Origin of the sequence: Mesorhizobium sp. (assembly GCF_041661565.1) — a bacterium.
GTDB lineage: Bacteria > Pseudomonadota > Alphaproteobacteria > Rhizobiales > Rhizobiaceae > Mesorhizobium.
Map to the genome: position 1 here is coordinate 1 of NZ_JBAZUD010000078.1, position 24,802 is coordinate 24,802.

At 62.7% G+C, this 24,802-nt stretch carries 25 protein-coding genes; 19 read left to right on the plus strand and 6 right to left on the minus strand.

The genetic code is table 11. The annotated features are described in order from the left end of the window. The 5 genes from glp (WC739_RS15070) to WC739_RS15090 all read right to left on the minus strand — a co-directional run. Positions 1 to 1,103 (minus strand): gephyrin-like molybdotransferase Glp (gene glp, locus WC739_RS15070; RefSeq protein ID WP_372953828.1); only part of this gene is annotated, 1,103 nt, incomplete at its 3' end. Continuing rightward, a complete protein-coding gene (gene moaC / locus WC739_RS15075) occupies positions 1,104 to 1,586 on the minus strand; it encodes a cyclic pyranopterin monophosphate synthase MoaC (RefSeq protein ID WP_372953829.1) in 483 nt (160 codons plus the stop codon). 2 nt (positions 1,587 to 1,588) lie between these two features. After that, the gene (gene trpC, locus WC739_RS15080) at positions 1,589 to 2,404 is read right to left on the minus strand and encodes an indole-3-glycerol phosphate synthase TrpC (protein ID WP_372953830.1); all 816 of its coding nucleotides are present in this window, start codon (positions 2,402 to 2,404) and stop codon (positions 1,589 to 1,591) included. Positions 2,405 to 2,407: 3 nt separating this feature from the next. Continuing rightward, the gene (trpD, locus tag WC739_RS15085; RefSeq protein ID WP_372953831.1) at positions 2,408 to 3,418 is read right to left on the minus strand and encodes an anthranilate phosphoribosyltransferase; all 1,011 of its coding nucleotides are present in this window, start codon (positions 3,416 to 3,418) and stop codon (positions 2,408 to 2,410) included. Beyond that, positions 3,415 to 5,307, minus strand: a complete 1,893-nt coding sequence (locus WC739_RS15090) for a SurA N-terminal domain-containing protein (protein WP_372953832.1) — start codon at positions 5,305 to 5,307, stop codon at positions 3,415 to 3,417. The genes trpD and WC739_RS15090 overlap by 4 nt, the downstream gene beginning before the upstream one ends. 144 nt (positions 5,308 to 5,451) lie before the next feature. Here WC739_RS15090 and tpiA point away from each other — a divergent pair, with 144 nt between their 5' ends. The 5 genes from tpiA (at position 5,452) to WC739_RS15115 (ending at position 10,631) form a co-directional block, all read left to right on the plus strand. Next, positions 5,452 to 6,219, plus strand: coding sequence for a triose-phosphate isomerase (tpiA, locus tag WC739_RS15095; protein ID WP_372953833.1), 768 nt, complete (start codon positions 5,452 to 5,454; stop codon positions 6,217 to 6,219). Positions 6,220 to 6,388: 169 nt separating this feature from the next. Continuing rightward, on the plus strand, positions 6,389 to 6,865 hold the full coding sequence (secG, locus tag WC739_RS15100; protein WP_372953834.1) for a preprotein translocase subunit SecG: 477 nt from the start codon (positions 6,389 to 6,391) through the stop codon (positions 6,863 to 6,865). 209 nt (positions 6,866 to 7,074) lie between these two features. Beyond that, a complete protein-coding gene (locus tag WC739_RS15105; RefSeq protein WP_372953835.1) occupies positions 7,075 to 8,190 on the plus strand; it encodes a L,D-transpeptidase family protein in 1,116 nt (371 codons plus the stop codon). 238 nt (positions 8,191 to 8,428) lie between these two features. Next, positions 8,429 to 10,066 carry a CTP synthase gene (locus WC739_RS15110; RefSeq protein ID WP_372953836.1) on the plus strand — a complete coding sequence of 546 codons (1,638 nt, stop codon included), beginning with the start codon at positions 8,429 to 8,431 and terminating at the stop codon, positions 10,064 to 10,066. A gap of 25 nt (positions 10,067 to 10,091) precedes the next feature. Continuing rightward, entirely contained in the window at positions 10,092 to 10,631 is a 540-nt protein-coding gene (locus WC739_RS15115) for a DUF1697 domain-containing protein (protein ID WP_372953850.1), read from the plus strand. Positions 10,632 to 10,663: 32 nt separating this feature from the next. Here the strand turns inward: WC739_RS15115 and WC739_RS15120 are convergent, their stop codons facing one another. Continuing rightward, a complete protein-coding gene (locus tag WC739_RS15120) occupies positions 10,664 to 12,121 on the minus strand; it encodes an NCS1 family nucleobase:cation symporter-1 (protein WP_372953837.1) in 1,458 nt (485 codons plus the stop codon). Positions 12,122 to 12,408: 287 nt separating this feature from the next. Here WC739_RS15120 and WC739_RS15125 point away from each other — a divergent pair, with 287 nt between their 5' ends. The 14 genes from WC739_RS15125 to WC739_RS15190 form a co-directional block, all read left to right on the plus strand. Then, entirely contained in the window at positions 12,409 to 12,711 is a 303-nt protein-coding gene (locus WC739_RS15125) for a DUF982 domain-containing protein (protein ID WP_372953838.1), read from the plus strand. A 229-nt stretch (positions 12,712 to 12,940) separates the two neighbouring features. Then, on the plus strand, positions 12,941 to 13,816 hold the full coding sequence (locus tag WC739_RS15130) for a PhnD/SsuA/transferrin family substrate-binding protein (protein WP_372953839.1): 876 nt from the start codon (positions 12,941 to 12,943) through the stop codon (positions 13,814 to 13,816). Then, on the plus strand, positions 13,813 to 15,267 hold the full coding sequence (locus WC739_RS15135) for a sensor histidine kinase (RefSeq protein WP_372953840.1): 1,455 nt from the start codon (positions 13,813 to 13,815) through the stop codon (positions 15,265 to 15,267). Before WC739_RS15130 ends, WC739_RS15135 begins: the two co-directional genes overlap by 4 nt. Next, entirely contained in the window at positions 15,257 to 16,600 is a 1,344-nt protein-coding gene (locus tag WC739_RS15140; protein ID WP_372953841.1) for a sigma-54-dependent transcriptional regulator, read from the plus strand. The genes WC739_RS15135 and WC739_RS15140 overlap by 11 nt, the downstream gene beginning before the upstream one ends. 153 nt (positions 16,601 to 16,753) lie before the next feature. After that, a complete protein-coding gene (locus WC739_RS15145) occupies positions 16,754 to 17,281 on the plus strand; it encodes an arsenate reductase (azurin) small subunit (RefSeq protein WP_372953842.1) in 528 nt (175 codons plus the stop codon). A gap of 14 nt (positions 17,282 to 17,295) precedes the next feature. Further along, entirely contained in the window at positions 17,296 to 19,758 is a 2,463-nt protein-coding gene (locus tag WC739_RS15150) for an arsenate reductase (azurin) large subunit (RefSeq protein WP_372953843.1), read from the plus strand. 110 nt (positions 19,759 to 19,868) lie between these two features. Continuing rightward, positions 19,869 to 20,213, plus strand: a complete 345-nt coding sequence (locus WC739_RS15155) for a cytochrome c family protein (RefSeq protein WP_372953851.1) — start codon at positions 19,869 to 19,871, stop codon at positions 20,211 to 20,213. Between the two features lie 41 nt (positions 20,214 to 20,254). Then, on the plus strand, positions 20,255 to 21,538 hold the full coding sequence (gene glp, locus WC739_RS15160; protein ID WP_372953844.1) for a gephyrin-like molybdotransferase Glp: 1,284 nt from the start codon (positions 20,255 to 20,257) through the stop codon (positions 21,536 to 21,538). 128 nt (positions 21,539 to 21,666) lie between these two features. Then, the gene (locus WC739_RS15165; protein WP_372953845.1) at positions 21,667 to 21,999 is read left to right on the plus strand and encodes an ArsR/SmtB family transcription factor; all 333 of its coding nucleotides are present in this window, start codon (positions 21,667 to 21,669) and stop codon (positions 21,997 to 21,999) included. An 11-nt stretch (positions 22,000 to 22,010) separates the two neighbouring features. After that, on the plus strand, positions 22,011 to 22,520 hold the full coding sequence (locus tag WC739_RS15170; RefSeq protein ID WP_372953846.1) for an arsenate reductase ArsC: 510 nt from the start codon (positions 22,011 to 22,013) through the stop codon (positions 22,518 to 22,520). A 5-nt stretch (positions 22,521 to 22,525) separates the two neighbouring features. Then, complete coding sequence (locus WC739_RS15175) at positions 22,526 to 23,215, plus strand: aquaporin (protein ID WP_372953847.1); 690 nt, start codon at positions 22,526 to 22,528, stop codon at positions 23,213 to 23,215. Beyond that, the gene (arsC, locus tag WC739_RS15180; protein ID WP_372953848.1) at positions 23,212 to 23,634 is read left to right on the plus strand and encodes an arsenate reductase (glutaredoxin); all 423 of its coding nucleotides are present in this window, start codon (positions 23,212 to 23,214) and stop codon (positions 23,632 to 23,634) included. The genes WC739_RS15175 and arsC overlap by 4 nt, the downstream gene beginning before the upstream one ends. Before the next feature lie 10 nt (positions 23,635 to 23,644). Further along, positions 23,645 to 24,361 carry an arsenical resistance protein ArsH gene (gene arsH / locus WC739_RS15185; RefSeq protein WP_372953849.1) on the plus strand — a complete coding sequence of 239 codons (717 nt, stop codon included), beginning with the start codon at positions 23,645 to 23,647 and terminating at the stop codon, positions 24,359 to 24,361. Between the two features lie 303 nt (positions 24,362 to 24,664). Next, on the plus strand, positions 24,665 to 24,802 hold a 138-nt coding region (locus WC739_RS15190; RefSeq protein WP_372953852.1), incomplete at its 3' end, for a DUF2231 domain-containing protein.

A 24,802-nucleotide genomic window follows, 5' to 3' on the forward strand; every position in this document is an offset into this window, starting at 1 on the left:
GAGGAATCCTGGATGCCGAACGGCGTCGCGACGAGGGCGCCGTCATCTTCGCGGACCACTGAGCGCACATAGTCCTGGCGCAGGTCGTTGGCTGGCAAGGCGGCGCCCAGGCGCGCCGGACGAATATCCTGGCGATAGTCGCGGCCGCCCAGCCGCGCCAGAAGCGGCTTCAGGAACAGTTGCGAGCAGACCAGGCTTGCGACAGGGTTGCCTGGCAGGCCTATGCACCTGATGTCGCCGAGGCGGCCGAACATCAGCGGCTTGCCGGGACGCATGGCGATCTTCCAGAAACCGAGCTTCATGCCTTCGCCGGTCAGCACGTCATGGATCAGGTCGTGGTCGCCGACCGAGGCGCCGCCCAACGTGACGATGACATCCGCGCGCGCCGCGACCGCCTTTTTCACCAGTGCCGCGATCGCTTCCTTGCGGTCCGCCGCAATGCCGAGATCGAGCGCGCGGGCGCCGACCGATTGTGCTGCGGCGGCAACGCCATAGGCATTGGACGAGATGATCTGGTCCGGCCCGAGTTCGCTGCCGGGCGGCAGCAACTCGTCGCCGGTGGCGATGATGGCGACCAGCGGCCGCCTGACGACGCTCACCCGGGGATGGTTGGCCGAGGCCGCCAGCGACAATGCCGCGGCGTCGAGCACGCGGCCTGGTTCAAGCAGGACATCGCCTTTGGAAAAGTCGAGACCGACGCGGCGGATGTTGCGTCCCTTGGCGGCAGGCTCCACCACCTCGATTTCGCCGCCGCCGAGATCCCTGACATTTTCCTGGATGACAATGGTGTCGGCGCCTTCGGGCAGGGGGGCTCCCGTGAAGATGCGCACGGCCTGCGACCTGCCGACAGCGCCGTCAAAGCCGCGCCCGGCCGGCGCCATGCCGATGACCGAGAGCCGCGCCGGCACCGACGCTACGTCTGCGGCGCGGCAGGCATAGCCGTCCATGGCCGACGCGTTGAAAGGCGGCTGGGTGCGGAGCGCCACGACCGGCTCCGCAAGCACCCGGTCCATCGCCTCGAACAAGGGAACGCTCTCGCTTGCCAGCGGTGCGGCGCCTTCCAGCAGCCGCTCGAGCGCCTCCGCGACTGGAACCAGCGCCATTCAGGACGCCGCCCTGTAGTCGCCCGACTTGCCACCGGTCTTTTCAACCAGCCGGATGCCGGAAATGACCATGGCGCGGTCGACCGCCTTGGCCATATCATAGATCGTCAGGCACGCGACGGACGCCGCGGTCAACGCTTCCATCTCGACGCCCGTCTTTCCGGTGACACGCGCCAGGGCCGTGACCCTAAGGCCGGGCAAATCATGGTCCGGCTCGATATCCACGGAGACCTTTGTCAGCAGCAGCGGGTGGCAGAGCGGGATCAACTCATGCGTCTTCTTGGCCGCCATGATGCCGGCGATGCGCGCCGTGCCGAGCACATCGCCCTTCCTGGCGTTGCCAGCCAGGATCGTCGCCAGCGTATCGGGCTGCATAGAGACTAGGCCCTCGGCTATCGCCGTGCGCGTCGTCTCTTCCTTGTCGCCGACATCGACCATGTTGGCCTCGCCCTGCGCGCCAAGATGGGTGAGGGCGCCCGTCATGATCAGATGACCTCGGCGGCCAGCGTCTTGCCGGTCAAAAGCAGGCGCGTCGCCGTGGCGACGTCCTGTTGCCGCATCAGGCTCTCGCCGACAAGGAACGTGCCGATATCGCTCTTTTGCAGCCGCAGGCAATCGTCATGCGTGAAAATCCCGCTCTCGCTGACCAGCAGGCGATCCGCGGGGACCATGGTCGCCAGCCGCTTCGAAGTCTCAAGGCTGGTTTCGAACGTTCGCAGATTGCGGTTGTTGATTCCGATAAGCCGCGACGACAGTTTCAGCGCGCGCTGGATCTCGGCCTCGTCATGCACTTCGACCAGCGCGTCCATGCCGAGTTCGAATGCCGTCGATTCGAGTTCGCTCGCCAGGGCGTCATCGACACTGGCCATGATGATCAGGATGGCGTCCGCGCCCCAGGCGCGCGCTTCATGGACCTGGTACGGATCGAAGAGGAAGTCCTTGCGCAATGCGGGCAGGGCGACGGCGGCGCGCGCATTGGTCAGGAATTCCGGCGCGCCCTGGAAGGATGGGGCGTCGGTCAACACCGAAAGACAGGCTGCGCCGCCCTCGGCATAGGCCCGCGCCAATGCAGGCGGATCGAAATCGGCACGGATCAGGCCCTTGGACGGGCTTGCCTTCTTGATTTCGGCGATCAGGGCGAAGGCGCCCGATGCGCGCTTCGCCTCAAGCGCCGCGAGGAACCCGCGTGGTGCTTCGGCATCCTTCGCCCGCGCCTTGATCTCGGCTAGCGGCACACGTGCCTTTGCCGCCGCGATCTCCTCGCGCTTGTAGGCCTCGATCTTGCGAAGAATGTCAGACACGTTCTATCCGTTCGTAATCTCGACCAGCCTGTCGAGCACTTGCAGGGCACGGCCGCTGTCGATGGCCTGCGCCGCCATCGCAATGCCGTCGCCAAGCGTCGTCACCTTGCCCGCCACCACAAGTCCGGCTCCGGCATTCATGAGCACGGTGTCGCGGTAGGCGCCGGCGGTCCCGCCCAGCATATCGCGCAACGCCTTGGCGTTGTAGGCGGCGTCGCCACCACGTAATTCATCCTTGGTGTGACGAGCCAGCCCCACAGCCTCGGGGGTCAGCGTGAAGTTGCGGATTTCACCACCGATCAGTTCCGCCACCTGCGTCTCGCCGGTGGTGGTGATCTCGTCATAGCCGTCGCCATGGACAACCCAGGCATGCTCGGCGCCCAGCGCCTTCAGCGTCTCGGCCACCGGCAGGATCCATTCCGGCAGGAACACGCCGACCATCTGCCTGACGACGCCAGCCGGATTGGAGAGGGGACCGAGCAGGTTGAAGATGGTGCGGGTGCCGAGTTCGACGCGGGTCGGGCCGACATGCTTCATCGCCGGATGATGCGCCGGCGCGAACATGAAGCCGACGCCGGCCTCATGGATGCAACGGCCGATGACCTCGGGCGAAATGTCGATCTTGACGCCAAGGGCGACCAGAACGTCGGCGGATCCGGTCAAAGAGGAGAGGCCGCGATTGCCGTGCTTGGCGACCGGCACGCCGCAGCCTGCGATAACGAAGGCCGATGCCGTCGAAATGTTGACGCTGTGGGAATTGTCGCCACCCGTGCCGACGATATCGATAGCGCCGGCGGGCGCGTCGACGCGAAGCATCTTGGACCGCATGGTTGCGACCGCGCCTGAAATCTCGCCCACCGTCTCGCCGCGCACGCGCAGCGCCATCAGGAAGCCGCCGATCTGCCCGGGGGTCGCGTCGCCCGACATGATGATGTCGAAGGCCTCGCGCGCTTCCTCGAAGGAGAGCGCGCTGCCGGCGGCGACCTTGGCGATATGGGTTTTCAGCGCGCTCATCTTGTCGAAGCTTGGGCGACGGCGGCCTGGTCGATGCGAATGTCGTACTGGGTCTGCAACTGCGCCACCAACTGGTCTAGCAGGTCGTCCGACATGCCGGCGGTGAAGGATTTCTGAGCGTCCGCCGGCACCGAGCTGGCATCGGCGCCAGCGGGTTCGAAGACTTCGGCGACCTTGAAGAGGATCTGTCCGTCGCCGTTGGGCGAAGGGATCAAGCCGGTGCCGCCTTCGCCGACGCCAAATATCGCGGCGGCGCCGTCCTTGCCGAAGTCGACGTCGTCCGCCTCCCGCTTGACACCGCGCTTGGTCTGCTTTTCCAGCTTGAGTTCGCTGGCGATGACGTCAAGCGTCACGCCGGCCTTGAGGCGCTTCTGGAGCTCATCCGCCTTGGCGGCCAGCCGCTTGGTCGTTTCGGCCGCCGTCCAGTCGGCGACGACCTTCTGGCGAACCTCGTCCAGCGTCCGGTCGCGCGCCGGCGTGATGGAGTCGACCTCGTAGAAGATGAAGCCATTGTCCGCCGTGGTCAGGGCTTCGTTCTCGGTTTTCGGCTCTGCCTCGAAGGCAGCCTTGATGAGCTCCGGAGAATCCGGCAGATCCTTGACAATGGAACCATCGGGCTTGAGTCCGCTGCGATCGATGGCGTCGACGGTGACATCCTTGAGCTTCAGCTTGGCGGCCGCTTCAGCCAGCGAACTGCCGGAGGCGCGGGTGTCCTCATAATTGTCATGCACATCCAGAAGGATGCGGCTTGCCTCGCCGAGCGCCAAATCCTTGCGGATCTGGTCGGACACTTCGGCCAGCGGCTTCACCACTTCGGGCTTGATCTCGGTGACGCGCAGCAGCACCGGGCCGAAGGCGCCTTGCACCACGGGGCTGACTTCATTGGCATTCAGCGCGAAGGCGGCATCGGCCACCGCCTTGTCGGCGATCTTGTCCTTGGCGAGCGTGCCGAGCAGCGTGTCGGCCGGCGTTTTGCCTGCCGCCGTGACGAGCTTGTCGAAGGTGGCGCCGGCCTTGAGCGAATCGAATGCCGCCTTGGCCGCCTCCGGCGTCGGGAAGACAAGCTGCTCGATGGTGCGCAGTTCCGGCGTCGTGTAGCGCACCTTGTTCTTGTTGTAGTCGTCACTGACCTGGCTGTCGGTGACGGACGTCGTGTCCATGATGTCCACCGGCTCGAGGCGGACATAGGAGAATTTGCGGTACTCGGGCGCGGCGTAGGTTTTCTTGTTGGCCTCGAAATAAGCCGACAGCACACTGTCGCTCGGCGCCGCGATAGGCTCGACCAGCGCCTTCGGCAATGTCACATAGTCCACGGTGCGGTCTTCGCCGCGATAGAGTGCGACTGCCTTGAAGAAGGTGTCCGGCGCCTTGAGGCCGTCCGAAACCGCCTCGACGATCTGCTGGCGCACCGCCACCTTGGCGCGGTTCTTCAGATAATCCTCGGGCCGCATGCCGATCTGCTGCAGCATGTAATCGAAGGTTCGCCTGTCGAATTGGCCGCCCGGGCCCTTGAAGGCAGGATCTTCGCGGGTGAGCTCGGCCAGCCGGTCCTTGGAGAGGCCGAGGCCGAGCTTGCGCGCCTGCTCGTCCAGCACCGCGCCCGAAACGAGCTGCGCCAGAACCTGGTTGTCGATGCCGAGCGCCTTTGCCTGTTCGTGGGTAAGGCGCTGGCCGAACTGCTGCGACATCACGCTGAGCTGGCGATCATAGGCGAGGCGATACTCGTTGATCGACACTTTGGTGCCACCCGCCGTTATCACCGAATCGTGGCCGGCAAAGCCACCCATCAACCGGCCGGAGATGCCCCATACGGCGAAGCTCACCACAAGCAGCGAAAGCAACGTTTTCGCGACCCAGGTTCCCGCCGCGTTTCTCAATACACCAAGCATGGACAATTCCGATTTATGCGCAATTCCGCGTGCGCCGAGTCTGAAACAAGCGCAATAGCGCCCTTCCGGCCCACTGTCGATTGCTTTGTGGCCTGATTTTGGTAGTGAGGGCGAGTGCCGAATATCGCCCGGAGAAACAAACCCATGACGCCTGGAATTCGCCCGCTCGTTGCCGGCAACTGGAAAATGAATGGCACCAGCGCCTCGGTCAACGAGCTCAGGATGATCGGCAATGGCTTCATGAGCGGGCTCGATGCGGAGACCGAGGCGCTGGTCTGCGTTCCGGCCACCTTGCTCGCCCGCGCGGCGGAGATTCTGTCGCGCACGCCTGTCCATGCCGGCGGCGAGGACTGCCACACACAGGAAAGCGGCGCCTATACGGGATGCATCTCGGCGGAGATGCTCAAGGATGCCGGGGCCAGCCATGTCATCGTCGGCCATTCCGAGTGCCGCGAGCAGCGCGGCGACGACGATGCGACGGTTCAGGCCAAGGCTTCCGCCGCATGGCGCGCCGGGCTCGTGGCCATCATCTGCGTCGGCGAGACGCGGCAGCAACGCGAAGCGGGCGACACGCTGGATGTGCTGTCGCGCCAGGTAGTCGGTTCGGTGCCGCCGAGCGCCACCCCGTCCAACACCATCATTGCCTACGAACCGGTGTGGGCGATCGGCACCGGGCTGACGCCGACCGCGACGGACGTGGCCGAGGCGCATCGGCATATCCGCGAAAGGCTGGCCGAGAAGCTCGGCGGCGCAGCCGCGAAGATGCGCATTCTCTACGGCGGCTCGGTCAAGCCATCCAATGCGGTCGAACTGCTCGGCGTCAGGAACGTCGACGGTGCGCTGGTCGGTGGCGCGAGCTTGAAGGCGGCCGACTTCCTCGCCATTGCCGAGGCCTACCGCGACATCTCCTGAGAATTTCCAGGCGCGCACGCTGCGCGTCGCCGACGGAAATCGTTGCAAAGAACCCCTTGCTTCCCATATTCCGGCCACGGGCTTGGAAATGCCGTCAAAGCATTGTATTGAGCCGCCTCCAATTCACCGGTCGTGTCCACGACCGGGCAAGGCCTTGCCAGGATAACTTATGGAAACCGTACTGATCGTCATCCATCTCATGGTCGTGCTCGCCCTTGTCGGCGTGGTGCTGCTGCAGCGTTCCGAAGGGGGCGGCCTTGGCATCGGTGGCGGATCGGGTTTCATGACCGCGCGCGGCGCGGCCAATGCGCTGACGCGTGCGACGGCCATCCTGGCCGCGGCTTTCTTCGTCACGTCGCTGACCCTGTCGATCGTCGCCCGCTATGGCGAAAAGCCGATCGACATCCTCGACCGCGTGCCCGCGACATCGGACGGCGCCGGTAAGGGCGTCCTCGACCAGCTGCCGGGAACGACGAGGCCGGCGCCGGCCGGCAACGCCGCGCCGACACCGCCTTCGGGCAATGACGCCGCGACCACGCCCGCGCCAACTGCACCGGCCACGGCGCCCGCCGCCGGTGCGACTGCGCCAGCGACCAACGGGACTGCCCCCGCGGCGCCGGCCACCCCTCAGGTTCCGAACCAGTAATCCTCGGCGCCTAAGTCGCGATCTGTTGTCGATTGACAACAGTCGCGACAAATGCGGTGCAATCACGAAGATTCGACCTCACGGGGCGGTGCCTCGCGCTTGAGGCGCCCGCGCTTATTCGACTATAGATTGCGCGCGGCATTTTCGGTGTCCTTGGGGGGCGCCGGGCGACGCCGTGGGCAACAAGCATAGAACGATCGGATCTCGCCATGCAGCTTCGCAGCTTCATTTTCCTGGGACTTTGCGCCGCACTCGGCGTGAGTTCCCCGGCCTTCGCCGGCGTACCGGCCAACATGGCCGCTCATCAGTCGGTCCAGAAGACCGATGCCATCAAGGTCGCCGCCAAGAGTGATACGGCGCAATTGAAGCTTCTCAAGAAAAAGAAAAACCCGACGCCGGACGACCTTGCCCAGATCAAGAAGATCGAGGCCAAGATCGTCGCCGACAAGGAAGATGCCAAGGCCAAGGCGCTGGAGGCCAGGAAGCTCGCAATGCGCGAAGCAGCCAAGGCCAGGGCGCAGGCGGAACGCGACGCATTCCTGGCCAAGAAAGACAAGAGCGCGACCGTCGTGGCCGACGCCAAGCCGGCAAAGAAAACAGCCAAGGTCATCGAGCCGATCGAGACGCTCGCGCCGATCCAGTCGGCGGAACCACTTCCCGCCGAGGCGATGAATATCGCCCTGACCGGCAACAATGGCGAATTGCGCAGCGAGGCGCCCGGTCAGAAGCCGCAAAGCGGCGGGATTTTCGCCGGCCTGTTCGGCGGTACATCCTCCTCGAATTCGATTTCCTATCTCCCCGAGACGCGGGCTCTCGACCAGGCTCTGGCCAGGAAAGAAGCTAGGAAGCAGTTCAAGGTGAAGCCGGAATTCGTGCCGCAGGACGTGGAGTTCACCGGCTACGATGCCGGCACCATCGTCATCGACACAAGTGCGCGCCGGCTTTACCTGGTCGAATCGTCGTCCACCGCGCGCCGCTACGCCATTGCGGTCGGCCGCGAAGGTTTGCAGTTCAAGGGCACGGTCGCTGTCGGAGACAAGCAGGAATGGCCGCGCTGGATCCCGACGCTGGACATGCAGAAGCGCGAACCCAGTCACTATGGCCGCTTCAAGGACGGCATGCCCGGCGGCGGCGAAAACCCGCTCGGCGCACGCGCCATCTACCTCTATGACGGCAAGAAGGACACTCATCTGCGTATTCACGGCACCATCGCGCCGCAGTCGATCGGCACCAGCGCTTCCAATGGCTGTTTCCGCATGATCAACGAGCACGTCATGGACCTCTACAGCCGCGTCAAGGTCGGCACCAAGGTCGTCATCATCTGACGCCTCGCTTACAACCATGCCGAAGGGCCGGCTCCGCCGGCCCTTTTGTTTTGACCGGCTCCGAGGCGCTTCGCGTTGATTCGTTTCGGTCGCCGCACTCCAGGTCCTGAGGCCATTTGTCGTGGCTCCGTACCTTCTGCTCGATCTCGGCGCCACACAAAGGGCTCCGGCGCCTTCTTGGGAAAAACCCTTCGCGGCGGTTTTTTCTCTGGCGGAATCAATCCGGCCGCGTTAAGCGATGACTCCCATGGCGCGATATGTATTCATCACAGGCGGCGTGGTTTCCTCACTTGGAAAAGGCATAGCCGCAGCGGCCCTCGGGGCTCTCCTGCAAGCGCGCGGCTATCGCGCGCGCATCAAGAAACTCGATCCCTATCTCAACGTCGATCCTGGCACGATGTCGCCGTATCAACATGGCGAGGTGTTCGTGACCGATGACGGTGCGGAGACTGATCTCGATCTTGGCCACTATGAGCGCTTCACGGGCCGCTCGGCCAACCAGCAGGACAACATCACAACCGGCCGCATCTACAAGAACATCATTGAGCGCGAGCGGCGGGGCGACTATCTCGGCGCGACCGTGCAGGTCATCCCCCACGTTACCGATGAGATCAAGAACTTCGTCCTCAACGGCAATGACGACTATGATTTCGTGCTCTGCGAGATCGGCGGCACGGTGGGCGACATCGAGGCGATGCCGTTCCTCGAGGCCATCCGGCAGCTTGGCAACGACTTGCCGCGCAACAACGCCGTCTACGTCCATCTGACGCTGATGCCCTACATCCCCACGGCGGGCGAGCTAAAGACCAAGCCGACCCAGCATTCGGTCAAGGAGTTGCGCGGCATCGGCATCGCGCCGGACATATTGCTGGTCCGCGCTGATCGCGCCATTCCCAGGGAAGAACGCAGAAAACTGTCGCTGTTCTGCAATGTCAGGGAGAGCGCCGTCATCCAGGCTCTCGACGTGCCGCACATCTATGACGTGCCGATGGCCTATCACAAGGAAGGGCTCGATTCGGAAGTCCTGGCGGCCTTCGGCATCGATCCGGCCCCGAAGCCCCGCATGGAGCCCTGGCAGGCGGTGTCCAACCGCATCCATAATCCCGAAGGCGAGGTGACCATCGCCATCGTCGGCAAATATACCGGTCTCAAGGATGCCTACAAATCGCTGATCGAGGCGCTCTCGCACGGGGGCCTGGCCAACCACGTCAAGGTCAAACTCGACTGGATCGAATCGGAGATCTTCGAAAAGGAAGATCCGACGCCCTGGCTGGAGAAGGTGCATGGCATCCTTGTTCCCGGCGGCTTTGGCGAGCGCGGCTCGGAAGGCAAGATCCTGGCGGCGAAGTTCGCGCGCGAACGCAAAGTACCGTATTTCGGCATCTGCTTCGGCATGCAGATGGCCTGCATCGAGGCGGCGCGTTCGCTGGCCGGCGTCGAGCATGCCTCGTCGACGGAATTCGGCCCGACACAGGAGCCGGTCGTCGGCCTGATGACCGAATGGCTGAAAGGCAACATGCTGGAGAAGCGACGCGAGACCGGAGATCTTGGCGGCACGATGCGGCTCGGCGCCTATCAGGCCGAACTCGCCAAGGGCTCGAAGATCGCCGACATCTATGGCGACACGCAGATTTCCGAGCGTCATCGCCACCGCTACGAAGTCAATATCGACTACAAGGAACGGCTCGAGGATTGCGGCCTCGTGTTTGCCGGCATGTCGCCGGACGGCGTACTGCCTGAAACGATCGAGTACCCCGATCATCCCTGGTTCATCGGCGTCCAGTATCACCCTGAGCTGAAGAGCCGGCCGCTCGACCCGCATCCGCTGTTCGCCAGCTTCATCGAGGCAGCGGTGGAGCAATCGCGCCTGGTATAGGCACCGCCCGGCGGGATCGCGCTTCATTACGACCTATGTCGCGCTTCTCTACAGCATCATCCTCGGCGAGGGACGCCGGGTTGTCATGTCCGACCTCAAGACGATGGCTGAAGGGCTTGGCATGAAGAATGTCCGGACGCTGGCGTCGACGGGCAATCTGGTCTTCGGAGCTCCGGTGACGGACATCGTTGGCCTTGAAGAACGGCTGGAAGCGGCCTTCGAGAGTGCCTTCGGCCGCCATGTCGACATCATCGTGCGCGGCGCCGCCGATTGGCTGAGGCTTGCGGCCGGCAATCCGTTCGGCACCGAATCGGCAGCCGCGCCGGATCAGGTGGCGGTTCGGGTGATGCGGCAGCCAGTGCCCGACGAAGCCATTGCCACGCTCCGATCGTATGTCGGCACCGATGAAAAGATGCAGGCCGTCGCCGGCGACATCTGGATTTGCTTCTCGCGCGCCACACCCAATTCACGGCTTCTGACGGCGACAAGGCACAAGCGCCTGGGCATCGGCACCTCGCGCAACTGGAACACGATGCGCAAACTGGCCGACATGGTTGGCGCGTAAGGGGCGGCATTCGCCGCCCCTTACGATGCCTGTCAGGCCTTTGCTGTCCTGGCGCCCGCGCCCACGGCGGCAGTGCGCAGCACGTAGTAGATGATGCCGGCGATGGCGACGCCGAAGAACCAGCCATAGACGCCCCACCAGGACGGCAACCAGTTGGTGAAGTTGGGCAGGATCGACGAGAAGACGGCGCCGATGCCGGCGGCAATGAAGGCATTGACGTGCCAGCCGCCCTGGAAACGGAACTCGCCGTCCTCGCGATAGAGTGCTTCGACGTCGACCTCGCCTTTGCGGATCAGGTAGTAGTCGACCATCATCACTCCGAAGATCGGTCCCATCGTCGCGCCGATGATGTTGACGAAGGAGGCCGCACTGCCTTCCCATGGCGCGAAGGGGTAGAGCACAAGCGCGATCAGCGCCGCGATGTAACCGCCCTTCTTGAAGTTGATCTGCCTGGGAAAGACGTTGGAGAAATCGAAGGCCGGCGACACGAAATTCGCGACGACGTTGATGCCGAGCGTCGCCACGGCGAAGGTCAGCGCAGCCAACGCTGCCAGGAACCAGCTGTCGAACTTGGCCGAGATCTGGTCGGGATGCAGCAGCACCTCGTGATAGACGTCGTAGGCGGCGATGGTGGTGACGCCGGCGACCAGCGAGAACAGGATCAGGTTGACCGGCAGGCCCCAGATGTTGCCCTTGCGCAACGACGCCTGGTCGGGCGCGTAGCGGGCGAAATCGCAGAAGTTGAGATAGAGCGCCGAGAAGTAGGTCACCCAGATCGCAGCCACCGCGAACAGTGCGCTCCAGGAGCCCGGAGTGCCCGGAACGCCAGCATCCTTGGTCTTCTCCAGAAGCACATCCATCGGGATATCGCTGGTGAAGGCGAAGGTTCCGGCTTTGACGCAGAGATAGATCGCCAGGATCAGCATCATGACCCAGACGGCGGGCCCGGCCCAATCCTGGAAACGCCGCACCGTTTCCATGCCGCGCTGGATGATCAGCAGTTGCAGCGCCCAGATGATGACGAAGCAGATGACCTCCAGGCCGGAATGGCCAAGGAAATGCGTGTTGGCGTTGAAATCGGCGAACCATTGCGAGCGGATCAGGAGCGCCACGATGGCGCCGGACGCGGCGGCCGTCTGCGCGCCGTACCAGAAACAGGCGACGATGGCTCGCACCAGCGCGGGTACGTTGGCGCCCCAGATGCCGAAGGAAGCGCGGGCAAGCACGGGGTAGGGCACACCTGTCTTGACGCCGGCATAGCCGACCATGTTCATCAGCACATAGATGATCAGCGACCCGATGCCGATGGCGATGATGAAATTGCCGAAGCCGCCACAAAACAGGAACAGGCTGGCCGCGAGATAGTAGCCCCAGAGGCTATGAACGTCCGATGTCCAGACGTTGAAGATCGAGAATGGTCCCCAGTTGCGGACCGTCGCCGGAGCAAGGTCCTCATTGTACAGGTCAGGCGATGCGCCTCGTATGGTCATGCGATGTCCTCCCCTTGATCGCCGCGCGCCTCCACGCAATGGCCATGCCAGTTAATCCTGACGCAGGGTGAGCCGCAAGCAATCCATTTGCCGGCTTTGGCCTTAAAGATATTCAATGAGAACCGCGATTATCGCCAGGGCGACGCGCGCCCGGGCTTGCATTTGCCACCAGATCATTCGTGTCAGGCCTGCCGGTTTTTCGGGGCGACGTTTTTCGCACGGAACCAATTGGCGAAACGCGCGTTTTCTCCAGTTAATCCGCATCGTGGCTGAGCCGGGAGGAGACAATGGACCGATTGCACTTCTTTGCGCCCGTTCGGATTTCACGCGGACAAGGACATCCCGTGGAAGAAATCGGGAATGTCGGCGAGGCAATGACGTTCCTGCAGGCATGGCCGACCGGCCGGCGCGGACCAGTGTACCAATGCGCGCTGAACTGCTGCACCGCCGCCCTGTCGGGGCATATGACGGCCGAGGAAGCCAGGAAGGCCTTTACCGGGTTCGCCCGCATCACCCGCCTCCTGGACCAAGACATCGCACGACCGCTGGCCGCGGAAGTCGTGGCCCGCACCCACGCGCTGCGGCGATAAGATCGAGTTTCCGTCTCGGTGCAGGCGCACGCTTGCCATCTGTAAAGAGCGAAACCCATCCTGTTATGTCCGACGGGTGATAACGGATGGTCATCGTCCCGTCCGATAGACGCGTCTTGGGGAGACAGCCTTGCTACCAAGAGAGAAGCGTTATCTCTTTTGGTACATCTCGCACCTATCCGTACTTCTGGATAGATTGAACCCTGCGAGAGAATGAAGGCAGGCATTCGTGCCAACCCACATCGAACCTGATCGGCGGGAATTTCTCAAAGCTGCTGTTGGCGGCTTGGCGGTGCTGAGTTTTCCAAGACATTCCACCGCTGAAGTCCGCCCCTTTCAATTCGGGCTCACCCCCGTTTTCCTTTCCAACGATCTCGAACTCCTGGGTCATCTTCAGGCTTTTTTGACTGCAAGGCTCGAAAGCCCCGTCGAGCTTGTGACGCGCCGGACCTATCAGGAAATCACGGCGCTGCTGGTCTCTGGTGAAATCCATGCGGCCTGGATCTGCGGCTACCCTTATGTGCAACACAAAGCCGATCTCGATCTGGTCGCAACACCCGTCTGGCATGGCAAGCCGCTCTATCAGTCCTACATCATCGCAGCCGCCGATCGAAAGGTCGACGATTGGCACGGCCTCGCCGGTGACGTTCACGCGTTCTCCGATCCCGATTCCAACTCCGGGTTTCTGGTGACCCGGGCGCTGCTCGCCGAAAAAAAGATCTTACCGGAGGGGTTCTTCAAAAGAGCTTTTTTCACTTACGGGCATCGCAACGTCATTCGGGCCGTCGCCTCCGGACTGGCGCAGTCGGGAAGCGTGGACGGTTACGTCTATGAGGTCATGCGAGAGACCGAACCGGATCTGGTCAAGCTGACCAAAATTGTCCGCAAGTCTGAATGGCTCGGCTTTCCACCGATAGCATCACCCAAGTCGCTCGCCGGAGACGTGCGGGTCAAGGCGCTCCAACAAGCGCTGGTTTCAGCGAACAAGGACCCGGAGCGTGCGAAGGTCCTCAGCCTGTTGCGCCTGGATGGATTCGTTGCGGCGGATCCGTCCCTGTTCGACACAATCGCTGCCAAGGTCGAAACCGTGAGGCAACTCGGATGAGCCTGCCGCGCCGGCTTCGGGAGATCCCCGTTTCCTATCGTGTGCCGGTAATCGTGGCTCTGCTTATGGTGGTTATAAGCGCCGTGATATCCGAGCGTGTGCTTGACCGCCTGTCGCATACGCAAGAGACCTATCTGGACGCAATCGCGGAGACTTATCTGGACGGTCTGTCCTCGGCCGTGGTGCCGGCGGTGCTGCGCCAGGACGTGTGGGAAGTCTACGACGCCCTCGATCGCTCCTCGTCCTCGTATGCGGCGCTCTCTCCCGTGGAAACCGTCGTGACCGGCGCCGACGGTCGCATTCTGGCGGCAACCGACCCCATGCGCATGCCGACATTCTCGCAACTGCCGGCCAGTTACCTTACCCGGCAAGGTCCCGGCATTGTGACGATCGACGAGGCGACCCTGACCGGCTTTGCCAAGCGGAACCTGCTGTATCAAGGACAGTCCATTGGCGCGATTCATGCGACGTTCGACGTGTCGCACCTCTACGCCGAGCGGCGTGAGATCCTGGTGACGCTGCTTGTCACCAATGGCGTGCTGGCGGTTCTCTTTTCGCTTGGCGGCTTTTTGATCGTGAGGCAGATGATCGCGCCGATGCGGATCCTCGAGAACCACATGCGGTCGGCTGTCGACGGGGCCGCGGAGCCAATATCCCAAGCCCGGATTCCCAAAGGCGATGGCGAAGTAGCCGGCCTCTTTCGAGGCTACAACACGCTGGTACGGGCTGAGCGTGAGCGCTCGAACTTCGCGATGCGACTGGCGGAGGAAGAAAAGCTCTCCAGCCTGGGACGCCTCGCATCGGGCATGGCGCACGAGATCAACAACCCGCTGGGTGGGCTGTTCAACGCCCTCGACACGCTGAAGAAGCACGGCGAAACACCGGGCGTCCGGGAGACGTCGATAAGCCTGATCGAGCGGGGCCTAGCCGGAATCCGGGACGTGGTCGAGGCCGCCCTTGCCACCTATCGGCCGGAACGCTCGCATCGCCCATTGTCGGCCCACGACCTCGATGATGTCCGTCTGCTGATAAAGCCGGAATTGCAAAGAAAGCGCCATCGCCTCGATTGGGACATCGTCTGGGGCGACCTGGCAGAATTGCCGGTGAGGGGAGGCCCTGTGCGTCAGGCCGTGCTGAACCTCTTGTTGAACGCGAGCACGGTCACGCACGAAGGGGGAGCGCTCTCGCTGAAGGCGGATAGTTCGGGTCACCACCTCAACATTGAAATCGGCGACCAGGGCCCCGGCATCCCGCCCGATATTGCAGCGATTCTCGTTGATCGCGATCCAGGTCCCGCTGTGCGAGCCGGCCGCGGCTTGGGTCTCTGGATGGTCCGTCGCGTCATCGACGATCTTGGCGGGCGTTGCGCGGTCACCGCTAGACCGGGGGGAGGGACGGTGGTCACGCTGACCATTCCCTTCGAAAGGGAGATGAAAGCCAATGCCGCCTGAGCCAGCACGCATAGGTCTCGTTGAGGATGATCCCGTAATGGGAGGGTCGATCGTGCAACGCCTCGAACTCGAGGGCTGGCGCGTGACCTGGTGGCGGTCGGGGCGGGACGCCATTTCCGGGATCGAAGGGCTATCCAATGTCCTCGATCTGGTGATTTGCGACATACGCCTCCCGGACATTTCCGGCGAGGTCGTCTTCAGCGAGCTCGCCAACCTGCCGAATTCGCCACCCTTTCTTTTTGTCACCGGCCAAGGTGAGATCGATCAGGCAGTTCGTTTGATGCGGTCCGGCGCTGTTGATTTCATGACCAAGCCATTCGCCATGGATGAATTCCTGCGGCGCATCGATGTGGGGCGGCGCACCACCCACAGCCAACTCCGGCTGAAGGGCTATTTTCTGGGGGAGTCGCCCGCCATCCAGCATGCCGAGGACCTGTTGCGCCGCTATGCCTGCCATGACCTGCCCGTATTGCTTACCGGCGAGACCGGCTCAGGCAAGGAAGTCGCCGCTCGCCTCCTGCATGAGGTTTCGCCCCGGAATGCCCAGCCCTTTGTCGCCGTCAATTGTGCGGCGATCCCGGCCGAGCTGCTCGAGAGCGAGATTTTCGGGCACGAGAAAGGCGCGTTTACCGGCGCCCAGCAAAGGCACGTCGGCTACGCCGAGCGAGCCGGAGCGGGCACGTTGTTCCTGGATGAAATCGGCGACATGCCGATGCCGCTCCAAGCCAAGCTTCTCAGGCTGATCGAAGACGGCAGCTTCAACCGGGTCGGCGGCGAGGCTCCCTGCAAGTTTCGCGCCCGGGTCGTCTCCGCCACCCACCGCAACCTTGGACAGCATGGCGGAGCATCGGCTTTCCGGGAAGACCTCTATTTCCGGCTTGCGGTATTGCCAGTGGTGATCCCACCCTTGCGCGATCGGCACGAGGATATCCCCTGGCTGCTCGACCGGTTTCTTGAAAATGCGGTGAGCCGGTCTGACGTACGCATACGCGGTTTCAGCGCGTTGGCGCAGGAAGCCGCGCTTGGTTACTCCTGGCCCGGGAATGTGCGGGAACTCCGCAACCGGGTCGATCGCGCTGTCGCTTTGTCGACCAGCGAATGGATCATGCCGGGCGACTTGTTCCCGGAGTGGGCGGTAAAATCGGAACAGGCCGCGTTCGCTCCTCTGGCCGATGTTCGCGATGCGGCAGAGCGACGCCAGATCAAACGGGCGCTTGACCAAACCGACGGCCAAATCGCGAAGGCTGCTGCCTTGCTTGCGGTCTCTCGGACCACTCTCTGGGAGAAGATGGCGCGACTGGGAATTGCGGATCGGCCGCGTTCGGCTTCCTGAACCTTCGGCAGCGCAACATGTTCGGATTTCTTGACATAAGGGACGATATTCTGCCGTTGTCTGCGCCCCTTCGCGTCGAAATCAACAGTTTTTGTGGTTGGCATGCGCATTGCAAAGCCTCGGGCGAAGAGATTCGCCAAATGGGAGGATTGCATGGATCGCTGCGACAAGCTGGTGGACGTTGGCCGCCGGCAATTTCTGAGGGGAGGAGCGTTCGCCGCCGCCGGGATGGCCACCGCCGTGGCCTTGCCGGCACAAGCCCAGACCAAGGCTGTCCCCGGTCTGGCCTTGGTTGACTACCCCTCAAACAAGCTGGCCAACATAGCCGACCTAAAGCCAAACGAACCATTCGACGTCGGCTATCCCGATGAAAACGCGCCGGGCGTGCTGCTGAAACTTGGCACCAAGGTGGAAGGGGGCGCCGGACCCGATGGCGATATCGTCGGGTTCTCGACGACCTGCCCGCACAAGGGCTTTCCGCTGAACTACAATGCCGAGGATCACTCCTTCAACTGCCCCGGCCACTACTCGCGTTTCGACGCCGATGCCGGCGGCCAGCAGATCTGGGGCCAGTCGACCGCCAACCTTCCCCAATACGCGCTGCGCATCGATGCCAAGGGCGACATCTACGCTGAAGGCGTCGATGAGCTTCTCTATGGCCGCCTGAGCAACGTACTTTAAGGGAGGATCGGATCATGGCTTACAAACGTCACGTCGCCCGTCTGCCGATCATTCCGGCCGATGCCAAGAAACACAACGTCACCTGTCACTACTGCATCGTTGGCTGCGGCTATCATGCCTACACCTGGCCCACCAACAAGCAGGGCGGCACTGAAGCCGCTTCGAACGCCTTCGGGGTCGATCTGGCTCAGCAGCAGCCTGCCGAGACCGACGCTTGGTATGCGCCCTCGATGTACAACATCGTCAAGCAAGATGGACAGGACGTGCACATCGTTCTCAAGCCCGACCATGAGTGCGTGGTGAATTCCGGGCTTGGGTCCGTCCGTGGCGCCCGCATGGGGGAACTGCGCTATTCGACCGCCCGCGGCTCGCAGCAGCAGCGGCTGACGAGTCCGATGGTCTGGCGTTACGGACAGATGCAGCCGACGTCGTGGGACGACGCCCTGGACCTCGTGGCGCGGGTCACGGCCGCCGTGATCAAGGAGCAAGGCGAGGACGGCCTGTTCGTCTCCGTCTTCGATCATGGCGGATCCGCGGGCGGCTACGAAAACACCTGGGGCACGGGCAAGCTCTACTTCGGCGCAATGAAAATCAAAAACATCCGGATCCACAACCGTCCGGCCTACAACTCTGAAGTTCACGCCACGCGCGACATGGGCGTCGGCGAGTTGAACAACTGCTACGAGGACGCCGAGCTGGCCGATACCATCGTTTCGGTCGGCAACAATCCCCTCGAGACCCAGACCAACTATTTTCTCAACCATTGGATTCCGAACCTGCGCGGAACTTCGATGGAGAAAAAGAAAGCTCAGCTGCCGGGCGAGCCCCATGCCAACGGGCGCATCATCTTCGTCGATCCGCGTCGAACGGTTTCGATCAACGCCGCCGAGGCCGAGGCCGGCAAAGACAATGTCATGCACTTGGCCATCAACTCCGGCACGGACATGGTGCTGTTCAACGCCTGGCTGACCGAGATCGCCGCCAAGGGCTGGGTCGACAAGGACTTCATCGAGGCGTCCACCAAGGATTTCGACAAGACGGTTGCCGCCAACAAGACCTCGCTGGAAGACGCGGCAAAGATCACCGGTCTCACCGTCGAGCAGATCAAGCAGTCGGCGGCGTGGATCGCAGAGCCCAAGGAGGGCAAGCGCCGTCGCACGATGATCGCCTACGAAAAGGGCCTGATCTGGGGCAACGACAACTATCGCACCAACGCGGCACTGGTGAACGTGGCGCTCGCCACGGGCAATGTCGGACGTGAGGGTGGTGGCTGCGTGCGCATGGGCGGCCACCAGGAAGGATACGTCCGTCCCTCGGACGCGCATGTCGGCAAGCCGGCTGCCTATGTCGACAAGCTGCTGATCGAAGGCAAGGGCGGCGTTCACCACATCTGGGCCTGCGACCACTACAAGACCACGCTGAACGCTCACCAGTTCAACATGGTCTACAAGAAGCGCACCGACATCGTGAAAGACGCCATGAATGCCGTCCCTTACGGCGATCGTGACGCATTGGTGAAGGCGATCACCGACGCGATCAAGGCCGGAGGCCTGTTCTCCGTCGACGTCGACATCATCCCGTCGAAAATCGGCGCGGCGAGCCATGTCTGGCTGCCGGCGGCGGAATCCGGCGAAATGAATCTGACGTCGATGAATGGTGAGCGCAGGATGCGGCTGGTCGAGCGCTACATGGATCCGCCGGGCACCGCCAAGCCGGATTGCCTTATCGCCGCCGGCCTTGCCCAGCATATGGAAAAGGTTATCCGAGAGTCGGGCGATGCCAAATATGCCGACCAGTTCAAGGGCTTCGACTGGAAGACCGAGGAAGACGCGTTCATGGACGGCTACCACCAGAACGCCAAGGGTGGCGAGAACGTCACCTATGAACGGCTGGGGGCCATGGGCAACAATGGCTTCCAGGAACCGTCCACCGGGTTTGCGGACGGCAAGATCGTCGGCACCAAGCGCCTCTATGCGGATGGGAAGTTCGGCACGAAGGACGGCAAGGCGATCTTCATGGAGGCCGCCTGGCGTGGCCTCCAGGCGCCCGGCAAGGAGGAGCAGAAGAAAAACAACAAGTTCCTCATCAACAACGGGCGTGCGAACCTTGTCTGGCAGAACGCTTTCCTCGACCAGGACAGCGAGTTCGTCATGGACCGCTGGCCGTACCCTTTCATTCAGATCAGCCCCGACGACATGAAGGAGCTGGGCCTGAAGAACGGCGATCTCGTCGAAGTCTACAATGAAAGTGGGTCGACGCAGGCCATGGCCTATCCGACGCCAACCGCCAAGAAGGGCGAGACCTTCATGCTGTTCGGGTTTCCGACGGGCGTCGTCGGGAACGTGATCAATGCCGGCGCCAATGAGTTGATCCTCCCGAATTACAAACAGACATGGGCCAACATCCGCAAGATTTCCGATGCCCCGGAAGGGGTGAAGCACCTCTCGTTCAAATCCACGGAATATCAGGCGGGCTAAGCCCGGCGCATTCTGCCGCGAGCCGGTCAGCTCGCGGCAGCTGCCGTATTTTCAATCGCAAAACGGAGAGTTCCCGCGTGAGAGTCCAGATCGCCGGCGCTATTATTGTTATGGCGCTCCTGCCACCGGTCGCCCAAGCCCAGGATATCGAAGCCGGCAAGGTGGTCTTCAAAAAATGCGCCGCCTGTCACAATGCCGATACCGACGCCAACAAAGTCGGGCCAACCTTGAAGGGCGTCGTCGGGCGGACGGCCGGGACCGCCCCAGGCTATTCCTATTCGAAAGCCATGAAGGATGCCGGCGCCGCGGGCCTCGTTTGGGATGAGCGCAATCTGACGGAGTATCTGGCCAATCCCAAGGCGAAGGTGCCGGCCAATAAAATGGGGTTCCCGGGCCTCAAGAGTCCCGACGACATCAAGAATGTTATCGCCTATCTCAAGAGTGTACCTGGCTAGAAACCTCACGCCGCAGCTTGAAAGCCAAGGGAGGAGCGATCGTGTTTCATGCCGCCAAGGCCGTATTGCTGGCAGACTGCTCGGCGGGGGATGGCAGCAAAGCCATTTCATTTGAGGCCGCGGTGGCGAAGGCCGTGGCGCTCGCCCAACCAGTCCGCTACCGGGAACATCTTTCGCTGGCCGCGACATTGGGACGGGTCAGCGCGGTGGCCGTTCATTCCCCCATAGCCCTTCCGCCTTTCGACAATTCGGCCATGGATGGGTTCGCGGTGCGGACGGTCGATATCGAAGGGGATGGGCCCTGGACGTTTCGGGTCGTGGGACGGGTTGTCGCCGGCGACGGGCGCGCGCACGACCATCCGCATCCGCGAACCGCGCTGCGGATCTTTACGGGAGCGCCCGTTCCGTATGGTTTTGACAGCGTGGTGATGCAGGAGCACTGCGAGCGCTCTGGTGACATCGTGACGGTGTTCGAGCGGCCGAGGTCGGGCCGGCATATTCGTCGGGCCGGCGAGGACATCAGCGTGGAATCCGAGCTCGTGAGGCCAAGCAAGGCTCTATCTGCAAGAGACTTGACGTTGCTGGCCGCCGTGGGGATCGCCGACCTCGAAGTGCTTCGAAAGGTGCGTGTCGGACTGCTGTCGACGGGTTCCGAATTGAAGGAACCAGGCGGACCTCTCGCGCATGGCCAGATCTATAATTCAAACAGGGTCATGCTGCGATCGCTGCTGGCGGCTTGCCCGTGGGCGGAAGTCGTCGACTTTGGCATAGTGCCGGACAGTCCGGGCCTGCTTGCCGACGTCGTCGCGCGGGCAGTGGCATCCTGCGACGCGCTGGTCACCACCGGCGGCGTCTCGGCAGGCGAAGAAGACCATATGGTCGCCGCCGCCCTGCACCAGGGCGCCAGCCTCGATGTGCTCAAGGTGGCGATGCGCCCAGGGAAGCCGTTGAAGGTCGGCAAGATCAAGAACACGTTTTTTGCGGGGCTGCCGGGAAATCCCAATGCCGCCCTGATCGCCTTCCGGCAAATCATCCTGCCGGCGTTGCGGAAGCTGGCGGGCCTCACCGAAATCCAGCCGCAATGGTTTCGGGCGGTGGCCGGCTTCACTTGCAAAAAGCGACCGGGCCGCACCGAATTTGCGCCCGTCCGCATTTCTGGTCGAACCGAAACAGGGGAGCCTGTGCTTGAGCTGCTCGAGCGTGGCTCTTCCGCCAATTTGCAGGCGATCGCCCTGGCGGACGGCATCGCCCTCTTGCCGCCAGACGCTGCCGAAATCGTCGATGGCATGTCGCTGCGCTACGAGCCGTTTTTGGCATTAGCCTGACCGTATTCGCCCGGCTCCTGCCAGTGCTTGAGAGTTTCGCGCCGCAAACCTGATCCGTCGGCTTGCCTATTGTCATCTGGATGTCATATCTAGGCGATACGCACCCTTAATTCCGGATTTATGGATACATGGATAAGAAGTTGGCACTCCTCGCGTTGGCAGCGCTCGGCCAGGATACCAGGCTCGAGGTCTTCCGCCTGCTCGTTCAAGCGGGCGCCGAGGGAGTGCCCGCCGGCGAGATCGCCGCACGCCTTGATACAGTGCAGAACACCATGTCGGCGCACCTGAAGGTTCTTGACCATGCTGGCTTGGTCCGCGCCGAGCGCGATGGTCGAACTGTGCGATATGTCGCCGACATGACGGGTTTCCGCGACCTCCTCGCTTACCTCATGGAGGATTGCTGCAACGGCGCGCCGGAACTCTGTCGGCCGGTAATCCAGGCTGTGACCTGCAAATGCTGAGGAAGGAAGCCATGAGCGATCAAGTCTACAACGTCCTGTTTCTGTGCACGGGCAATTCGGCCAGGTCGATCCTCGCGGAGGCGATCCTGAACCGCGTCGGCGCCGGCAAGTTCAAGGCCTATTCGGCAGGTTCGCATCCGAAAGGGGAAGTCCACCCCTATACCCTCCAGCTTCTGCAAACCCTCAATTACGATATCTCTTTCGCACGTTCCAAGGACTGGGAGGAATTTGCGGTTCCGGGCGCGCCGGAGATGGATTTCGTGTTCACGGTTTGCGACAACGCGGCCAACGAATCCTGCCCGGTTTGGCCGGGGCAGCCGATGACGGCGCACTGGGGCATTCCGGACCCGGCCGCGGTGGAAGGCACCGATGCCGAAAAGCATCTGGCCTTCGCCGAAGCCTATCGCATGCTCAACAACCGCATATCGATCTTCGTCAGCCTGCCCATGAACATGGTCGACAAGCTGGCCTTGCAGAAGCGCCTGGACGAGATCGGCCGCAACCTGCCGAAGGCAGGCTGAACGCCGTGGCGGACGACTTGCCACGCCGCATCGTAGCGGAAGCGTTGGGCACCGCGCTGCTTGTGGCGACCGTGGTCGGCTCGGGCATCATGGCATCCCGGCTCACTCACGACATCGCCATTTCCCTGCTTGGCAACACCCTGCCGACGGGAGCGATCCTCGTCGTGCTCATCACGATACTGGGCCCGATCTCGGGGGCCCATTTCAACCCGGTCGTCACGCTGGTATTCGCGGTCCGCCGCGAGATCGAGGCGAACGCGGCTCTTGCCTACGTCATCGCCCAGGTCGCGGGCGGCGTCGCCGGGACCTTTCTGGCCCACGCCATGTTCGAGTTGCCGATCCTCCAGGCCTCCGCGACGGTGCGGAGCGGAACGGGACAGTGGCTCGCCGAGGCGGTCGCCGCCTTCGGTCTTGTGTTCACCATCCTGGCAGGGCTGCGCTTCCGCTCCGATGCGATCCCCTGGCTTGTCGGGCTTTACATCACCGCCGCCTACTGGTTCACCGCCTCGACCTCATTCGCCAACCCGGCTGTCGCGATCGCTCGCGCCTTTTCCGATACGTTTTCCGGGATCCGCCCGGTCGATCTGCCCGGTTTCATCGCGGCCGAACTGCTGGGGGGCTTGCTCGCCATGGCTCTGGCAGGTTGGCTGCTCGCCGAGCCGCAACCAATGAGACAGATAAAGGCTGCCCGATGACTGTTACGATCTACCATAATCCGGACTGCGGCACTTCGCGCAACACGCTCGCCATGATCCGGCAATCGGGCGAAAATCCGGAAGTCATCGAGTATCTGAAAAACCCGCCGTCGCGCGAACGGCTGGTTGAGCTTATCGCGGCCATGAAGATGAAACCCCGTGATCTGTTGCGGGAGAAGGGCACGCCTTATGCTGAACTCGATCTCGGCAATCCCAAGTGGACCGACGATGAAATCCTGGATTTCATGATCGCGCATCCGATCCTGATCAACCGGCCGATCGTCGTGACGCGTCTCGGCGTCGTTCTCGCGCGGCCTTCCGAAGCAGTTCTCGACATCCTGCCCAACCCCAATATCGGGCCCTTCGTCAAAGAGGATGGCGAGGTCGTCGTCGACACCAAGGGCAAGCGCATTGCTTGATCGGGGCCAGATGGCCGACGACTTGTTGGCGAGCGTGGACGAAGAGCAATTCCAGCCGATCGATCTGCAATCATTGCTCGACGCGCCGCGTTCGATCCACAAGCCACGCGTCCTGATGCTTTACGGCTCGCTGCGGGAACGCTCCTATTCCCGGCTCGCCATCGAGGAAGCCGCGCGAATCCTGCGCCGGCTCGGTGCCGAGGTGCGCATCTTCAATCCTTCCGGCCTGCCGCTTCCCGATTCGACGTCGCCCGACCACCCCAAGGTCCAGGAACTGCGGGACTTGTCGATCTGGTCCGAGGCCCAAGTCTGGTGCTCTCCGGAACGGCACGGCTCCATGACGGGCGTCATGAAGGCGCAGATCGACTGGCTGCCACTATCGATGGGCGGGGTGCGCCCGACGCAGGGCAGGACGCTCGCCGTCATGCAGGTCTCCGGCGGCTCGCAGAGCTTCAACGCCGTCAACCAGCTGCGCATCCTCGGCCGCTGGATGCGGATGTTCACCATCCCCAACCAGTCGTCGGTGGCAAAGGCCTTCAACGAGTTCGATGAGGCCGGCCGCATGAAGCCGTCGCCCTATTACAACCGGATCGTCGATGTGATGGAGGAGCTTATGAAATTCACGCTGCTCCTGCGCGACCGTTCCGCCTACCTGACGGATCGCTATTCCGAGCGTGTCGAAAGCGCCGAAGAGGCGTCCAGGCGGGTCAACCAGCGGAAGATCTGAAGCCGTCTGTTGTCGCAAGACAAAACAGCGGTGCCTTAGACACAAGCTGTCGCGGAACCCCGCGCGGCCCGTCCAAACGCGCCCTGTTTCCGAGCTCGCCGATGTGCGCTGAACTTATCCTCCTGCGGTGAGTCTCGGCAGTCAATTCGCTTCCCTCACGCAAGAAGCGTCCGCGGCAACGGGCAGCTTTTCTTGTCCTAGATCAAGGCCTGCGGTCCGGCGCCGATCTATCTTGATTCCGACGTCCGCCGGTTTAGCCGCAGCAATTTGCTGTTTCGCAATTTTACGCAAGGTCTCAAGACGATGTTTCCCGTTCAACATATCCATCCGATCTTCGTACATTTTCCGATCGTACTCATTTTCACGGTCACGCTGATCGACATCATCGGCCTCTCGCAGCGCGAGGACATGACCGTGCGAACCGGCGTCGGCACGATCTCG

Bases quoted from the DNA above. Each gene is read 5' to 3' on its own strand.
- WC739_RS15150 (WP_372953843.1), top strand. From the start codon at position 17,296: ATGGCTTACAAACGTCACGTCGCCCGTCTGCCGATCATTCCGGCCGAT.
- arsC (WP_372953848.1), top strand. From the start codon at position 23,212: ATGACTGTTACGATCTACCATAATCCGGACTGCGGCACTTCGCGCAAC.
- WC739_RS15090 (WP_372953832.1), bottom strand. From the start codon at position 5,307: ATGCTTGGTGTATTGAGAAACGCGGCGGGAACCTGGGTCGCGAAAACG.
- WC739_RS15155 (WP_372953851.1), top strand. From the start codon at position 19,869: ATGGCGCTCCTGCCACCGGTCGCCCAAGCCCAGGATATCGAAGCCGGC.
- moaC (WP_372953829.1), bottom strand. From the start codon at position 1,586: ATGACGGGCGCCCTCACCCATCTTGGCGCGCAGGGCGAGGCCAACATG.
- WC739_RS15105 (WP_372953835.1), top strand. From the start codon at position 7,075: ATGCAGCTTCGCAGCTTCATTTTCCTGGGACTTTGCGCCGCACTCGGC.
- tpiA (WP_372953833.1), top strand. From the start codon at position 5,452: ATGACGCCTGGAATTCGCCCGCTCGTTGCCGGCAACTGGAAAATGAAT.
- WC739_RS15120 (WP_372953837.1), bottom strand. From the start codon at position 12,121: ATGACCATACGAGGCGCATCGCCTGACCTGTACAATGAGGACCTTGCT.
- WC739_RS15165 (WP_372953845.1), top strand. From the start codon at position 21,667: ATGGATAAGAAGTTGGCACTCCTCGCGTTGGCAGCGCTCGGCCAGGAT.
- WC739_RS15140 (WP_372953841.1), top strand. From the start codon at position 15,257: ATGCCGCCTGAGCCAGCACGCATAGGTCTCGTTGAGGATGATCCCGTA.
- trpD (WP_372953831.1), bottom strand. From the start codon at position 3,418: ATGAGCGCGCTGAAAACCCATATCGCCAAGGTCGCCGCCGGCAGCGCG.
- WC739_RS15110 (WP_372953836.1), top strand. From the start codon at position 8,429: ATGACTCCCATGGCGCGATATGTATTCATCACAGGCGGCGTGGTTTCC.
- WC739_RS15145 (WP_372953842.1), top strand. From the start codon at position 16,754: ATGGATCGCTGCGACAAGCTGGTGGACGTTGGCCGCCGGCAATTTCTG.
- arsH (WP_372953849.1), top strand. From the start codon at position 23,645: ATGGCCGACGACTTGTTGGCGAGCGTGGACGAAGAGCAATTCCAGCCG.
- WC739_RS15135 (WP_372953840.1), top strand. From the start codon at position 13,813: ATGAGCCTGCCGCGCCGGCTTCGGGAGATCCCCGTTTCCTATCGTGTG.
- secG (WP_372953834.1), top strand. From the start codon at position 6,389: ATGGAAACCGTACTGATCGTCATCCATCTCATGGTCGTGCTCGCCCTT.
- WC739_RS15125 (WP_372953838.1), top strand. From the start codon at position 12,409: ATGGACCGATTGCACTTCTTTGCGCCCGTTCGGATTTCACGCGGACAA.
- WC739_RS15170 (WP_372953846.1), top strand. From the start codon at position 22,011: ATGAGCGATCAAGTCTACAACGTCCTGTTTCTGTGCACGGGCAATTCG.